The sequence below is a fragment of the ANME-2 cluster archaeon genome (assembly GCA_014237145.1).
Lineage (GTDB): Archaea > Halobacteriota > Methanosarcinia > Methanosarcinales > Methanocomedenaceae > Methanocomedens_A.
The window spans coordinates 38,185-55,859 of sequence record JAAXOC010000077.1 but is presented as its reverse complement, the minus strand read 5'-3'; the positions used below and the strand labels follow the sequence as shown (position 1 = coordinate 55,859).

The window sequence follows — 17,675 nt, the reverse complement described above, 5'->3', positions numbered from 1 at the left end:
AAGATAACTTCTGCAGATGCACTCTATCTGGCAAAATATCTTGTAGGAAACGAGGCGGCACCATAAGGCATCCTTACGGATGCCTTTTTTTTGCTGATGTGAATATGAAAATATTAACAATAGCATTTTGTGTGCTTTTTCTTGTGATAATGTCAGCTCTGCCTGTGTCTGCAACGGCTGAGTTATATTTTGGAGATGTTGAGACACTGGAGGATGGATCCAAGACATTGATTGTCAGGGATGTGAAAAATCTTGGTTCATGTGATGCCAATATCGAATTTACTACATCCGGAGTCGAGGTTACAGGGGTAACATCAGGAGATGGGAATGCCCTTACTGTGCAGACTTCGGATATAGATAACACAAACACAAAAGGCTCTGTGATTGTAACAGCATGGGATGCAAGTACAGCTCATAGCGGTACTGTGATTATTTGTAATATTGTATACACGGGAAGTCATTCAAATCTATTTGAAATTCCTTCCGTAGAATTATTCGATTATGATAGTTATGACAAGATCCAGCACAGTGGAAACAATGACATTGATCGCAGTTCAGGAAAATCCACAATTAATCCCACTGCAACAAAATTTGCAGATGATTCTGCTACAAGCATTGCAACGGTATCCGGAGGAGAAGCAGATGGAGAAGGTATTGTTGCCGAATCCACAGAAATTGTAGATGAGACAAATGGGTCATCCGGGGAAGATAATAATGGTATTCCAAGGTTTGGATTATTGACTGGTCTATCGGTTATGTTGATTACGGTGTGGCTGTTGCGTAAAGATAATAAGAACGGATAATATCTGGAAAAACAAATGCAAGAGAATACTTGAAATCCACTACCTCTCTGAAACAAAAACATGACTACAATGTATGACCTGCATTAGCGCACTTGATTCTATCATTTGATGGAGGTATAACCCCGAATGTGTCGAGAAATATCCATCTATGTGCTTGTTTCAATGATGTGTATAGCCTGTGCTGCATCAGCGATAGCACAGACAGCACCGTTCGTGATCAGTGGCTATATCTTCAATTCCGACGGCAGCCCGTGCAACGGACCGGATATTATTATAACAGACCTGACCACTGGTGTGAACCAGACCGCTCTGGTGCACTCCACATCAAACTATTACCGTCTCGTGCTTGACAGCAGCAGTATCAGTACTGGTGATATCCTGCACTTCCACATATCGTGCAGTTCACAATCGCAGACAATCGAACACACGATTACGGGCAGTCATATCGACAACGGCGGGATAACCAACTCAAATTTTACATTTACATCAAATGGAATAAACCTCTCAGGCTACAAGATCAATGATACCAATGGCAATGGATTGTGGAACCCGGGAGAACAAGGGATCCAGGGATGGAATATAACGCTTAAGAATGCCACAAGTGTGGTTGTATCCACTGCTTCAACCAATCAACAAGGCTACTACGAGTTTACGAACCTTCTCCCGGGAAGCTATAACGTGAGCGAAGAAGACAAAGCAGGATGGATGCATACTAATGCTTCTTTCAAGCAGGTAACCCTTGCTGACAAATATCTGACAAATCTCAATTTCACGAACAGGCCTTTCACGCATGCCGTGCCAGAACTGGATACCCTGTTCGTGATCAGCGGATGGACACACTATGAGGATAACACAGAATACAACAACCCGGTTATCAGCATAACAAATCTACACACCAGTGACAACTGGCACCCTATGACCCGGTCAGGCAATAATTATTACCGTCTCATCCTTAACACCACAGATATAAGCAGCGGTGATGTGCTGCAGTTCAATTTCACAGATGGCGAAAGTATCAACTTGACAGATCACACCATAACTCCAGACGATATCAACTGCGGAGGACTATCCGATTTTAATCTCACCTCCAGAACCAGAGCAATTCCGGACATTGCAGTGGAAGTTGAAATGCCAGAATATATGTATCCGGATTATCCGGATGATATATACATAACAGTCAAAAACACGGGCATAAGGGATATCGATCTGTTCAATCTTTCATTTGATGTCAATGAAACACTGGTGGATACCATAACCATCAGTTCACTACCAGCAGGTGAAAATACTGCCGTTCATTTTACATGGACTCCGGCAGATACTGGAAATTATGCAGTATCTATTACAGCAGATCTGGAGAATCAACTCAATGAATTGAACAGGGACAATAACAAAATAACAAAGAACGTGAACGTAACCCCCCTTTCGGTCATTCATGTACCGAATGATTATTCCACGATCCAGGATGCGATAGATCATGCTGGACCGCACACTTTCATTTTTCTTCGGGATGGCGAACACTGGCTCAGCACAGGAGATCAGTATTCGCCCATAACAATAGATGATAAGCACCATCTAAAGCTGATCGGCAGCAGCAAATGTGCAAAAATCATGATACGAACTGCGTTTATAAACAAACCCGGACTTGACATGATACGGATATTCAACTCAAGCCAGATAGAATTGCGTAGATTTACAGCAGAAGCCACGGGCATTAATGAAAATACCTCGCTTCAAAATATACGGCTTGTTGCGGTTGAACGATCGAATAACATAAAGCTGACAGATCTGATACTTCATCATGATGGTCACACCGAAGATGCCCCGAATAATGCCATAAAACTTGTAAATTCCGAATACTGCCGCATCGTAAGCAACGTCCTGTCAGGTAAAGAAAAAAGGTATCTCACCGAACCGATTGGAACTGTAGGCATATCGCTGGTAAACTCCAGAAACAATCTGATTAGCAATAACACGATCTATCATTTTGTACAGTGTATTAATCTCGCAGATAATAACACACTCAATAACACACTACACCTTAACAATTTATTTCCACATGAGAACGGCGGCATAGCTGCAATAGATCACGGATGCAACCACTGGAATTCGGCAGCTTCGATGAAGTACCTGTACAATGCAAGCGAATACAGGAACTATACCGGAAATTACTGGAATGGGTTTACCAGCAATGACAGTAATGGGGATGGAATTGCAGATTCACCGTATACCAGCGGCAGGATAAACGATCATTATCCCATGATCGAACCGCATGGCCTCACCTTTAACCTCATTACAACAGGGATTTCAAGACCATCCCTGATCTATACCGGCAGGGAAAATAGAATACTTGCATCAATTGAACGTGAAGGAACATATCCGGAATCTGAGCGCTTAGAGGTAAAACTGACGGTAAACGATATCGAAGTTGAATCCAAGGTAATCACAATGAAAAACAGGGAGAACAGGATACTGCGTTTTATATGGGTACCAGGGGATGTGGGGGCATACAATCTAACTGTTGATGTGCACCCTGAAAATGAGATGAGGGAAGTGGATGAAACAGATAATAAATTATCGATCAATGTAACGGTATCCTCGCCTATGTTTAATTATACTGATAATATTATATCTGCGCTCGATTTTTTGAATAGGTCACAGATGCCGAGAAGTGGCAGTCTTAGTGGATTCTCTAATTCTGCATGGGCTGCACTTGGGATAACCGCAGTGGGTGAAGACCCTGCAAGTGGAGGATGGAAACCATGTGGAAATTCGCTCATTGACTACCTAAGAAATGAGCCGAAAGACTCTGTAACAGGACTGTCACCTGGCACCAACCCCTGCGACCTCACAACCATTGAAGACTTTACACGAATGATCTTTGTGATAAGTGCAATTGGGGAAGATCCAACAAACTTCGGGGATGTGAATTATCTCCTGATGCTCAAATCCTTCTATGACGGCGAGCAGTTCGGAACTCCGGATATCGTGGAGGATGATGCACTTGCAATCCTTGCACTTGTCTCTTGTGGAGATAAGGATACCAGGATGATCTCAAACGCAGCATCAAATATAACAGATCAACAGAAAGAAGACGGAAGATGGATCTCACCTTATGGGAACAGTGATGTCAAAACAACATCATTCGTGATCCAGGCGCTCATTGCCGCTGGAGAGAGCAGAAATTCACTAGTGATAACGAATGCATTGGATTACCTTAAAACAGAACAGGAAGATGATGGCGGTTTTTCAGATGCAAGAACAACCTCTTATGCAATTCAGGCGATCGTAGCAGCTGGACAGGATCCATTGACCTACCTTTCAAATGGTAAAAGTCCGCTGGATTACCTGATGGACCTGCAGCAGGACGATGGATCATTCAACAAAACCCTGAATATGTCCATGTATCCGGTGGTGACAACTACCTATTCGATCCCTGCACTATATGGAGCAATCCATCCAGTGATGATCAAAACGACACGAGAGGATTATAAAATGCCAGATATTTCCATTGTTGATATTGTTATCGAGGATGAGACATTTGTCAATACGACCACCATCCTCACCATATATCTTAAAAACAACGGCGGGATCTTTGATGTCGCCCTGTTCTCAGATGGGGGTCCTATCGGGAACCAAAGTGTACGGTCGGTATGGAGTGACTCGATAACGCCGGTATCATTTACATGGAAACCTGATAAGAATGAAACTCACAACCTGACCTTTGTAGTTGATGCAGGTGACCAGATCAGGGAGTTGTATGAGAACAATAACCGGTTAACACACGAGATAAATGTATTACGTCCTGATCTGTATCCGTTTGTGATAACTCAGCCTCCACACACGTTTGTGAATGTAACAAATGATATGACGCTTACTATAAATGGTACGAACGATGAGTATTTCAATGTAACATTAACTGTGGATGGAGTGATTCTTCTCAACAGAATGATAACGGGAATAAAAAATAACCTCGTGCTGTCGGTTAGTTGGCGACCATCCGCCATAGGTGAACATACACTTGAACTTGTGGTAGATCCAGGTGAAGACATGCTGGAAAGTAACGAGGAAAATAATGTTCTAACAAAAGTGGTGAACGTGGAAAATCCAGACCTTGTTCCGGCAGCTTTCGAGACCATACCGATCTATGTGAATGCAACCAATAAAGTTATCCTGTCGGTTGAAGGTACAGCCGAGTACTTTAATGTCTCGCTAATAGAAAATGGAACAGGAGTGAGTAAAACATCCGGTATCATATGTTACGGGAGTACAGATGCCACTGTTTTATGGAAACCACATGTTCTTGGGAACTGCACGCTACAGGCTGTGGTCGATTGCGATAATGACATCGAAGAGACAAATGAGGATAATAACAATATTTCACAGGATTTCACAGTCGTACTTCCTGATATCATCCCAAAACAGATAACGCCCTATGTTATTTTCCTTAATGAAACGAACCGGATAACTATAGACGTAAACGGCACGGCAGAAGTATTTAATGCCTCCATGTTTGCAAATAATATCCTCATCGATAAAAAGACGGAACTTGACACCTATAACAGCAGCATATGGTTCGACTGGACTCCTGATACAAATGGAACATACAATCTTACGGTCTACCTGGATCCGGATAATGACGTTGCAGAAACGAATGAAACGAATAATAACCTGACAGCAGGTATAATTGCGGCAAACCGGATAGATCTTGAATTGTTCTCACCTCTGGGCGGTGAGATATGGACAGGTATTCAGAACATAGCATGGAATGCCACATACGAAGAGCCAGTATCGATCGATCTGCTCTACAGTGCAAACCTGGGCCATAGCTGGAATGCTATTGCAACAAACATAACAAACAATGGGTCGTATATGTGGGATACGAGTTATGCAATTGATGGAAAATACCAGGTAAAGGTAATCGCACGCTGGGGTGCCGTCATAGAAGTGGACCGATCCGATCTATTTTACGTATATAATAAAAATTCAGCTTCGGAATGGGGAGAGTTCCACAGTAATGCCGGTTTTTCACTATCAGATGCACCTGATACAAATGAGATTGCCTGGATGAGTGAAGATATCGGCGCAGAAGGTTCTTCATCTCTCATTGTTGCAGACGGAAAAATATTTGTATATTGTGCCGGATGGAATCAGTTATATTCAGATTATACCTATCTTGTAGCCTTGAACGAATCAGATGGCAAGGTGCTCTGGGGTACACCGATCGCTCCCAGGGAATATGGGTCGTGGGCAACACCTACCTACCATAAGGGTAAGATCTACATTTCCTCCGGGAACGGGGTGTACTGTATCGATGCAACAAAAGAGGATAGGGGACCGGTATTGTGGACATTTAGATTTCCGGATGGAGGAGGTTCTGTCAATGGCGGTCCTGCGGTGGCTGACGGGAAAGTGTATGTCGGAAGCTGGGGCGGGGGACACTATTACTGCCTTGATGCAGGCAATGGTACCGAGATATGGAGGTTTGAGATAGTTGAAAATTCCCAATCTGTGCCTGCTGTTGCATATGGCAGGGCATACTTCGGTGATTTTAGATATCCGGATGAACGATCGAAAGTATATTCCATAGATATGAACGATGCCTATGAGTTCTGGAGCACAACCGTGGACTGGAATGTATGCGGTTCGGTTACGGTTTCAGACGGCGTTATATATTTTACGACCTATAATTTCAACGGACTTGGTATGTTGTATGCACTTGATGCGGGTAATGGAACTGAGGTTTGGAAGAACAGTATTATAACAACAGATTCAACACCTGCATTTTATGCACCATCCGGCTCAACCAGAAGTTATGTATATATATCATCGGGATTCGGTGAACACGTGATATATTGTTTCGACGTGAAAAATGGTGAATTGATATGGAAGAACGAGAAGGACAAGCTGGGAAGCTGGACAAACTCGCCCGCAGTATCTGCAGATAAAAAGGTTTTTGTTGGAAAGGAAGGAACCGGAATGGTACCCGGATATGCCGGATTATACTGCCTTAACGCGTTTACAGGAGACGTGCTCTGGCACTCGGACTACGGGGGTTCATCGCCTGCTATAGCTAATGGAATGGTCTATACAATAGGCGTTGGCCGGGTGATCGCATTCGGTTCTACCATATTACCTGATCTTACTGTGGAAAGAATATATGTGCCTGAAAAGATAAATGCAGGAAAAACGCTGGTCATAACTGTACAAATTAATAATATTGGTGAATCAAGTGTGAACGAAAGTTTCGGTGTGGCACTTACGCATAAAGGCAGGCAAATCGATAAAATTACAGTTCCTTCACTGGATATCGGTGATGTAACAAATGTTTCCTTTAACTGGACACCCCAACAAACCGGGAATCATCGTCTGATGGTAACGGTTGATGCCGATAAAACCGTGACCGAGTCAGACCCAATGAATAACTGGTGTACAGTGGATGTTATAGTTGGAGATCATCAATCCGACCTTACTGTAACAGCAATTGATGCACCGTATGTGAACCGGGTTGGAATGAACATTAATATAACGGTGCATATTGAAAACATCGGGTCTGAGACGAACAACACGTTTGATGTGGGCCTGATGATCAATAACAGGCTGGAGGATAATGAAACTACCTCGATGCAAAATAATGATGGTACTGACAATGATAACAATAATGACATTGATAACAGAACATCGGTAGGTTTTAACTGGACTCTGGATGCAACAGGGACATATTCCCTCACAGGTACTGTTAATCTGGATGACGATGTAAATAAAACGAATAACAATATGACAATAGAGATCGAAGTGGTCACGAACGAGACCTTTTTTGGCTATGGTCCCGGACATGGCGGCGGCAGTGGCGGTGGAACCAGTGACGGGATCGGATCCGGAGATGGCACTGGCGAAAGTAGTGAGGCAGGAGCAGGCGGAATGGAATATTCAGGTGATACAAGCAGTTCTGTAAAAGATAGAATAAGCGAGATCACAGGATTCCTGTTTGGTGATGCCAGTTCTGGCAGTTCCGGTGGGGGAGGAGCTTTACCAGCAGCTTTTATTATCTGCCTGATCTTTATACTGGGATTACTGTATCACGGACACCGCAGCGAGAAGCGCTCGCTTATTGATGAGAAGCATCATCTCATGCTACCCAGAGGGTTTCGCAGGAAGAAAAGTTGAAGTGAAAGACTCATTCGATCCTCCTGATCAAAAACCCGAGAAGAAGTATGACGACTATAGTGAATGCAGTCTCAAATACTGGCGGTCTTGACTCCATGCTTTCTGCTGCCTGATACTGGACAGCTGGTTCAGGTCCGGGCGTTGCATCCGGGGGCAATGAGACATTAATGGAAACCATCTCTGATATATGCACCCTGGAATAAGCGTCATTGACGATCTCAACGACAGGTGATGGAAGTATTATATTTCCAGCTGATCCAATTGTGATAACATACGTTGTTGAACACGATTGGTTCTTTTCTAATAAGGTTCCCAGTGTGGCATTTCCATCGAGCAGGCGCGTACCTGCCGGTAGATGATCGGTCACATAAACAGTGGCTGGGGCATTGCCTGTATTTATAGCCGATAGCGTGACCGTCATATTATCCCCGATATCTACTTCTCTGGAGTCCGCGGTTTTGTTGATGATGATGCATGCCCCGTTTATTATTATTGAAGGTGCATTGGATGTTACACTAATATTTTCTCCCTGCATGTTCCACCGTGCAATGGCAGAGTCAGTGGGATATTCGCCTGGTTTTTGCGCTTTCAGGAAATATGAGTAGCATTTCTTCTCCTGTGGTTTGAGATCAAAATGCCAGTTCAGGTCATAACCATCAACCAGCTCAAAATCCGGTGGAAGTTGGTCACTTAACTCGACCGTCAAATTGACAATACCGGTATTCTCTACTTCGATACGAACAGGTACATACAAATCCATAGAACTATCCCCTGCCGTTTTTGTTACTTTGAGGTCGCAGATGGGCAGAACGGTAATTGATGTTGAGCGTGACAGATTGCGTGCTACTCCATTAATATCCACCCAGCTCAGGCAGACCGGTATATCGAATGTTTGCTTGCGTAACAGTGACGGGACCCTCAGTTTGGTGGTCACTGTACTGGATGAGTTGACTGGTGTATCCACTTGTTTAGTGGTTCTTCCATCGATTACACGCAACCCGTCCGGATCAATATACACATTCATATCATTGATGGCTGCGCCATTGTTCACAATCTTAGAGGTAACACGTATGCCAGAATCAGTTGGCTTATATTTTTTGCGATCAGTGGTGACACCAAGATAAATGCACGGTTTTTCCTTTATATTTAATTCAATATGTATACGGGGATTTTCCCACTTGGTCGGAGCATGTGATAAAGCATCATCAGTAGTATTGTAAATATTGATCTTGATCTGTTCCTCATAAATAAACTCATCAAGCGTTGCATTAAGAACAACCTTGCTTAAAATCACACCATTTTTTGTCAAATGTAATAGAACCATGCCGTTCTCTTTATCAAAATCGGCAACCTCTACTGCATATTCTTCAAGTGTGTAATTATCACCCTGATATAGTACGGCTTTACCGCCGGACTCCCATTGTATCTCATCTGCAGATGCAATAGTAGCCAGTATAACCATTACTGAGAATAAACACAGGATTAATGTCAGTTTAATCACCGGACGCCTCCTTAACAAGCACCCACTCTCCACTATCAGTCTGGTAGATTGTTCCGAACTTCCTCCCGCTTGTAGAAACCTCTTCTTTGGTCAGTTCAAGTTTCTCTATATCATCGCCTTGTTTGATTATCACCTGCATGTTCTCCTGTCCGGGATTCATTACAATAGTGACATCGCTCTGGGTGATCAGTTCTTCTACCCCAAAGTGCGTCAGTGCAACCACAAGCAGTCCGATGGCAAATATCATGGCAACATCAAAAAGGTTCGCAACACTGCTCATGGGATCGTCATCTAAATATGTTTTACTTTTTCTGCGGTTCATATATCTCATGTTTTCTCACCAATTGTCACAGAAATGGGTAAGGTCTGTATCTTATTCAAATAATTCCGGGACACAATACGACCGGTTTTAAGACATTGGCTGTCTGTGAATATTTTCATTACAGATTTCGAAATATTAATTTCTTTAATATCCGAATAGCGTATCTTAACGTTACGTGTATCGTTTTTCAGTATCTCATCCGGAGGAAGTTCACTCAGTTCATAGGATTTTTGTTTTTCATGTTCTCTTGTTAAAAATAATGAATATAAAATTATTATTAACATCAATAGATTGATGAATGTCAAATATAGGTAAGAAGGCAGTGCGGTATAACCTGCTTCAGCGATAACAAGGATCACGATGTTCACTACAGAAAATAAAGCCGCAAGAATAAGCGGTTGGGATAGTATACTGCCTGCAGTCCTTGCAATGACCACACTTGTTGGCGTAAAGAAAATGTCATAATAAACGAATCTGGAACTTACCTTTACCGTATCATAAATATCATTCTTTAATAGTTCGTCCGGATCCGGTTGTTTTGATTTTTCAATATTAATAACATGTTCGCTAAATAATATTTCAGAGATATATTCTATATCGCTCATATCCTTTGTATACCATCTGTCCCTGATCATGGCGACCATATGCCCGCTCACCCCAGCCATCAGTCCTACAACTGTTGTACCGAATGCAATAATAAGGTTATCAGACAGCGTTTGGATATCGCCCCGTGCAAGCCCGGCCAGTGCCGGTCCCATTGGTATGAGTGTCCCCATCAGACCGAACATGGGACCTGCTTTTGCCACAAACCTTGACTTTTCAAGTTTTTTAATTATTTCAGCATCACATTCTTGTAACAGCTTTTCAACTCTGAGATGCATGAGATCCTTGTTATGGAAGTCATCCTGGAATTCGGAAAGGTGGTTAATATAAAAATAATGAAACCTGTTTGAGCAGAATTTTTTAAGAATAACTGCTACATTTGCAAAATCGTTTGCTTCCATCGATCCCTTAGCTTTTAAAGCTCCGTTCTCGATCAACCAGAAATCACTGTGCCTGGCGCGCCACTCGGTGAAGAAACCGCCAATCTCTATGAAACTCCAGGCAAGTAAGCTCAACAGTATAATTATAACCGGATATAATAGGTTTGTTGAAATAACATATATTCCTGTTTGTGCGGCCGATTTGAATAATTGGGTAATTTCAATTCCAAAAGTTAGATCCATTTAAATCCCTGTCCTTTGCTCTGAAAATAGCATTTTCACGCTCGTGAATGTCCTGAAATGTCATGAGCGCTTATTTGGTTTTGTAGATATGTTACTAAAAATGGCAAGCAAACGGCTTGTTAGCTTTTTACTAAAAGCTGGCTTCTACTAATTAGCTGTTCAAATTAATTATTGGCACTATTTGATGTTCATATGTCTGACTTGACTTGCAATTCTTTGGAGGATGTGTATTTTGATGTCCGGTATTCATAGTTATCAGAAGATCTTTAGTAAACAGATAAAAACCGTGCCGCATATTTGCGTCACGGTTTTCAAGTTAGGAGGATGAGTCCCGATGTCACATGGATTCAGATATTGATATACTATGTCATTTTGATAATAAACATTATCTAAATGGGTAAGATGGTTTTCAAAAATACGGTAGGTACATCTATTTCATTCTTGTGGATTATGGATCAGAAATAACTATTGGGTGCCATATGAATAGTTAGGGAGATATAACGGCTCCTGATATGTCCCTATTACCTTACTTTGAAAGATCCCAAAAAACAACCCCTCACACTATCGTTTTTTGTTGCCACCAGAAATTTTTAAATAAAACTCTCGGTTCAGGTCTCCTTCAAAACCGTTTCCAGTCCAAGTGCAGTAAAATGTCTCATCTGATCTAATCCCATAGTTTCAAACATAAACTGCGGTTTCTTGTCACCCCTTTTCACTAGGACAACTCTGATCTTCTCAAGATATGGTTTGATCTCACGAATATCTAACTTTAGTATGTTGTACGTAATAGTATTTGTAGTTAGTGGCACTTTTAATTACTGATTCAATTAATTGCTATTGTTTATATTTAAAATTCGTTGGTGGCAACAATGTAAAATGAGCAAAACGTGGGAAAACGCTAGCAACAGAGGATATAAATAAGTTCAACAGTTAGTAGATAGGTTTATCTTTCAAACTCAGGTATTAAGCGTTTCATTCCCTTTTATTACAGTACTTCCGAATAGCCCTACTTCCGATTTAAGATTTCTGACCAATCACAGCAAAAAGCATATATTCTATTAAAAATTTTTTATTCCATAAGCTCATCCCTTATGTAAAAATCGTAGGAGGGGATGAACCTATGGATTTTTCAAAATGCACCAGCCTGTTAGCAATTGCATTAGAAATACTCAGTAATAATAATAAATCAAGCATAATAAAGTTACCGAAAAGTGCTACGTATAGCCTTCAAGACACCTTAAGCGTAATACTTCACGCTGCCACTTCAGCAACCAACTCGCCAGAATCAGCAAGTAATGACCTGAAACTAAAAAACCCAAATAAAAAGATACCATCATCAGACACAATTAATAACTACATAAAATCAAACAGCATCGAATACATTCTATCTGCATTCAGAAAGATTAACAGTGACATAATAGACATGCTTAACCTTCATGGCACTACTCACGATGTTGCTATTGATTTTCATAATATACCGTATTATGGGGATAAAAATACGCACGTAGATAATGAGTCGCAGACGCTGACGCATCCGAACGTGCATCCTTAAAATTACCACATTCAATACTTTCGCATAAATATGAACGGCGGATATCCCCATAGCGCAAATAATCCCGGTATGCATCCTCCTTCAGCGAAATGCTGCCATTTCTAAGCTGCTCCTTTAGCCCTTTCATCAAACTCGTATCATACAGCACCAGCGCCTCCGTAAGAGGATTCACCCCTTCCCTGGGCACACCCATTTCAATATTTACCAAGAACACATTCCGGGCTACTACTGCACAGGAAATATCTTCAAACTCACAACGGCCTTTCACATTATTGAACCTGTCCAGACTTCCCATCTCCTTCAGTTTAGCTGCCGCAGGCAGCTCAATGACAACTGCCATAACATCAATATCACTATCCTCTGTATCCTCACCTCTGACAACCGAACCAAACAGGAACACTGAAACCAGATTATTCCCTAATACGCTCCGTAAAAGATTTGCATACTGCACCGCCAGTTTTATCTTTTTAGAATCTGCCATAGATCGCTCCTGTCAAAGAAAATAATCCCCATTTTCTACATTTATTTTACTTTTGCACACACTATTTAATACCCCAACCTTATACAAATATTTGGGAATATTTTGATAACAGTAAATGGACTTTTAAAAAAATGTGGAAGTACCACAGCACTGGGCAATGTCAGCTTGCATGTAAAAGAAGGTACAATACACCGACTTATTGGCCCCAACGGAGCAGGCAAAAGCACCACCATTGTCGCCACTCTTGCCATGCTGTGGATATTGCTTCCAATCTTTAGTGTTGCAGTAGAAATGATATTATCTATGGTACAGACCGTTGTCATGATCTCCCCCATCACCCAGGACCTGATGGTTCTGTATGGCAGGAATAACGTCCTGGTAATTCAGTATGCAATAATCCAGTTCCTGGTAGCCCTGGTACTTATCATCCTCAGCATAATAGTATTTATTAAGCAGGACATAGAATATTGACCTCCACTACCGACCTTGTGGTAAAATGAGAGATATGAGAGGACAATGAAATGACAGATACATCCAATGACGATGCCAAGGATTACCTTGAAATAAAAATGAAAGCCGGGTGGTATATGACCATAACCCTGGCAACAAGCGAGAAATTTGATAAAGAATATGTAGAGATCGCAAAAGAACGCAGCGGCCAGAAAAAAAGCAGGTTCAACCTGAACCCAAAATATACAAGGCAACTGGGGGAAGCATTGATACAATTCGCAGATGCCAATGACCTTTGAACGATGGATATCAAATAAAACCTGGCAATGACCTTTGAACGATGGATATCAAATAAAACCTGGCAATGACCTTTGAACGATGGATATCAAATAAAACCTGGCAATAACCTTTGAACGATGGATATCACATAAAACCTGGCAATGACCTTTGAACGATGGATATCACATAAAACCTGGCAATAACCTTTGAACGATGGATATCACATAAAACCTGGCAATGACCTTTGAACCATAGACATCACATAAAACCTGGCAATGACCTTTGAACCATAGACATCACATAAAATCTGGCAATGACCTTTGAACTATAGACATCACATAAAATCTGCCAGACCCATCTGTTTTGAAACATCACTCTCGAACAGGGACTTGATCTCAAGATTGATCAGTTCAAGTCTCTGTTTAGTGTAATCACTTATTTCGTACTCATCTGCTATCTTAAGTGAAACATCCATATACTTCTTGACAGATCCCTCATGTACAGTAAGTACGATCTTACCGTTGCATTTCGGACATACTCCTTTCAGCGGCGTTCGCCTAAACTTCCTGTTACACTTCACGCACCTGACCTGCTGGCGGGAAAAAGCCCTCAAGTTGCCGATCAGGTCGGGCAGGAAATGGGATTTGATAACCCTTTCCGCCACGTCTTGCTCATCCACTGCCCTTATCTTACGTGCCAGTTCAAGCTGGGCCGTCATCTTTTCGATCATAGTACCCAGGGTCTTGTATGCACTGTTGGCCGGTCCCATGGCAATATCTGAAATATCATGGGTAAAACCCCAGCCCTCATACTGTCCAGGCGTGCCCAGCCTGCTGCTCACTGTTTCAATGAGCTTTTCCAGGTCCTTGGGATTGGCATAATCCAGGGTGGCCTCATAGAACTCAAGCGGATACCTGAACAACAGGTCGATATTATGCGCCTCCTTATCCACCTCCTTTGGGTCGATGCGCGTAGTAAGTACAAGCGGTGCATCCATCTTTCCGCCCCTTTTATCTGGCAGGTATGAACGTGAGAAGTTCAGGAACCCGTCCAGCAGCAGCATGACACAGTCCTCATCACCATCACAGTTGCGCCGCTTGGCAGCATGGAAAAAGGGATGGGCATAACCCACCGAGGCACCGGTAAACCCTATGACCCTGGCCAGTACCCCGGCAGAGGTATGAGGTGCAAGCCCTATGACCATGGTCCCGATAAGGTCCTCCACTGATCCTGCCTTATAGTATGGTTCAAGGCCGTAATACTTGACAAGCAGGTCGTCAATGAAATTGGCGGTCTTGAGCAGGTATTCGGCACAGTGATAGGAAACGACAATATCCTGCACCTTCAGTTCAACTACCTGTGATGCGTCCACCAGGTCTGCCCCATATGTGTCAACATTGTATCCTAATCGGTGCATAGTCTCTACGCTTACACCTATCTCATCAGGCCTGACATGGGTCAAAGGCATATCAGACATATCATAACGCACCGTTCCGTCCTTGAAGGTAACCACACCGTGCCTTGCGCGTAGTATTCCCTTTTCAATGGGTTCAGGTGTCTTGTGTTTGGATATCAGTCCCTGGACACCCTTGAAAGTATCAAGATTGTCACGTTCACCCAGGTTTTCGAAGGCCCTTTTATACTCTTCCTTGAAATTAATTGTCAGCTTATCAGCCGACGTAGTCTCTTTGTGGCATTTGGGACATTCCGGTTCATTTGTCTCGATATTACATACAGGACAGTGCAATTTTGGCAGTGTCGGGCTGTTGCAGTCAGGGCATAAGTTCCTGAAGGTCACAGTACCGCAGTGGGTACATGCCCTGCAGTCCACCTCGATCTCATAGATACCCACTTTTTCCTTGAACGACCTGGAGTAGTTTTTAGCATTGATGAGGGATCGTGTCCGTCCGCCTGCTTCACCTACAGGGAACAGAACATTCGGTGCCGGTTTCATCTCCCGCCTGTTAGATTTCTCGGGCCGCCCCATCCGCGCTCCTATCCTGTAGGGTGCCCTTGCCCTGACCGTCAATTGAGCCAGGTGGTTTACCATCTCCATAGGGTCGGGAAAATCGTCCTGTGAAGCACTCCTATGCCTTTGTAGTGAACCATCAAGCCCAAGGCACCTGACCAGCGGTGCTGCCTGTTCAATATCAATTCGCTGCTCCCGGATACTGTGCTGGACAAGCAGTGTTTCCAGTATCTGCTTTATTGCATCGTCAACAGGAATTGACAGCAGTTCACCAGCAAACTCACCATTTTGTTCAACGTATTTTGAAAGTGTGATTATTTCTCCTGAAGTAACATCGTGCCACAGGTAAGTGTACTGGGGATGGAGCGCAACATTGAACGTATCACACAACTCCAGTGCTGTCTGGCCGCCGGGGTCGGTCAACTGTGAGTCATCATATGGCACATCTTTGCCTATCTTACCGGCGTTAGTATGCAATTCCTGGATCCACCATTCAAAACAATACGATGAAGGGACCAGGATATGGTTATTCTCAAGGAAATCACCGTAGTTGATCAACAACTCCCCGATATCAAGGATACTGGATACCGAACTCCTTATTTTCCTTGCCTCGTCAATGGAATCCACTCTCACTACCCTGCCATTGAATAGCCGTACAGTTGGACCTTCCAGGCTGTCCACCGGCGCTATTCCAAGGGCTTTGCCCGGTCTTTCAACTTTCATCTGGGTGCCGGGTGCAAGAAAATCATCCATTAATACCATGGTTGCCGGACTTACGCCTCCCGCTGCAAAACAGGTGTTCCGGCTGCGCCCGTACCTCAACCTGAAGCCGCCTGGCCTGGAAGGGTATGAGAACACGGGCCTGCCTGCAATGATGTCCTGCAGGTATTTGTCCTTGGGTTTGACCTTGACAGCCTCGTCATCATTTTCCTGTTCGTCGTCATCATCTTTCCTGACCCCGGCAATGAACTGGTCAAGCCAGTCCCAGCCGTCCAGTTTTAGAGCATTTACGTGCTTTTTTATCTTTGGCGCTTTCAGTGCCAGCCCTTCGGCCAGTACCAGGCACATCCCGCCCCTTACGCGGTTGGTGGGTATCCGGGGGAGGTCCCTGTGCCCCTCCACCTCAGCATCCTCGGTTGGTTCACCGTCAATACAAATGGGACAGTTCTCCACTATAAGTCGTATCTCCTCTTCGCTGGGTGTATATTGCAGGTTGGCCACGCGCCTGTACAGCAATACCTCTTCTACATACCGCTCAACTTCTTCCTTACCGGGCTTGTAGCGATCAAGACCCATATTCTGCCTTACAACATCAGCCACCAGGACTGAAAGTGCCTGTGCCGTGCCTCCGGCACTCCTGATGGGGCCCGCATAATAAACCCTGATGAACCTGGAACCATCAGTGTTATCGTCCACATCGACCCGCTCGATACCTTCGATAGGGGCCGCTACTACACCTTCGGTCAGCACCGCTACAGCCACCCTGACAGCTGCATCAATAGCCTGGGTCTCGGAATCGAATGACTGTACTTTTCCGGTGGCTACATCCACGCTTATCTGGAGAGCTGCTGCTTCCCTGCTCATTTTTGATTCAAGTTCCCTGATACAGGGTGCAACACCTTCTATCTCCATAAGTTTCTCAACCCTGTCAGCCAGGTCCTTAGCGAGTGGAATTTCGATATGTGGTTTTGGCTCAAGCCCTTTTTTCCTGGACTTTGAGGCAATATCAATTTCGGCATGGAGCGTTTTCTCCAGTTCGTCAAAGTATTCCTGCATCCTGTTGCTGACAGACGTGTCTTTCATAAGTATCCCTATATTGTATGTAAAATTGAGTTAATGGTAAATAAGATGTGTGAAATAGTAGTTATCGACCAATAACTATATTAATCATAAGATAATATTAAACATTAGTCACTGGCATTAGTTAA

At 43.3% G+C, this 17,675-nt stretch carries 9 protein-coding genes; 4 read left to right on the top strand and 5 right to left on the bottom strand.

Features of this window, described 5'->3' with window-relative positions; genetic code table 11:
- The first annotated feature begins 104 nt into the window (after positions 1-104).
- Both HF974_10045 and HF974_10040 read left to right on the top strand, forming a co-directional pair.
- Positions 105-803, top strand: a complete 699-nt coding sequence (locus HF974_10045) for a hypothetical protein (protein MBC2698648.1) — start codon at positions 105-107, stop codon at positions 801-803.
- Between the two features lie 126 nt (positions 804-929).
- Positions 930-7,967, top strand: a complete 7,038-nt coding sequence (locus HF974_10040) for a PQQ-binding-like beta-propeller repeat protein (protein MBC2698647.1) — start codon at positions 930-932, stop codon at positions 7,965-7,967.
- Between the two features lie 10 nt (positions 7,968-7,977).
- On the opposite strand, the gene HF974_10035 is transcribed toward HF974_10040, so the two are convergent.
- The 4 genes from HF974_10035 to HF974_10020 form a co-directional block, all read right to left on the bottom strand.
- On the bottom strand, positions 7,978-9,468 hold the full coding sequence (locus HF974_10035; protein ID MBC2698646.1) for a DUF11 domain-containing protein: 1,491 nt from the start codon (positions 9,466-9,468) through the stop codon (positions 7,978-7,980).
- Complete coding sequence (locus HF974_10030) at positions 9,461-9,799, bottom strand: DUF2149 domain-containing protein (GenBank protein ID MBC2698645.1); 339 nt, start codon at positions 9,797-9,799, stop codon at positions 9,461-9,463. The genes HF974_10035 and HF974_10030 overlap by 8 nt, the downstream gene beginning before the upstream one ends.
- Positions 9,796-11,016, bottom strand: a complete 1,221-nt coding sequence (locus HF974_10025; GenBank protein MBC2698644.1) for a MotA/TolQ/ExbB proton channel family protein — start codon at positions 11,014-11,016, stop codon at positions 9,796-9,798. The genes HF974_10030 and HF974_10025 overlap by 4 nt, the downstream gene beginning before the upstream one ends.
- 1,457 nt (positions 11,017-12,473) lie before the next feature.
- Positions 12,474-13,049, bottom strand: a complete 576-nt coding sequence (locus HF974_10020) for a nucleotidyltransferase domain-containing protein (protein MBC2698643.1) — start codon at positions 13,047-13,049, stop codon at positions 12,474-12,476.
- Positions 13,050-13,136: 87 nt separating this feature from the next.
- Here HF974_10020 and HF974_10015 point away from each other — a divergent pair, with 87 nt between their 5' ends.
- Positions 13,137-13,520, top strand: a complete 384-nt coding sequence (locus HF974_10015; GenBank protein ID MBC2698642.1) for an ATP-binding cassette domain-containing protein — start codon at positions 13,137-13,139, stop codon at positions 13,518-13,520.
- Positions 13,521-13,570: 50 nt separating this feature from the next.
- Entirely contained in the window at positions 13,571-13,798 is a 228-nt protein-coding gene (locus tag HF974_10010; GenBank protein ID MBC2698641.1) for a hypothetical protein, read from the top strand.
- Positions 13,799-14,112: 314 nt separating this feature from the next.
- Here the strand turns inward: HF974_10010 and HF974_10005 are convergent, their stop codons facing one another.
- On the bottom strand, positions 14,113-17,550 hold the full coding sequence (locus tag HF974_10005) for a DNA polymerase II large subunit (GenBank protein MBC2698640.1): 3,438 nt from the start codon (positions 17,548-17,550) through the stop codon (positions 14,113-14,115).
- Positions 17,551-17,675: the final 125 nt, after the last annotated feature.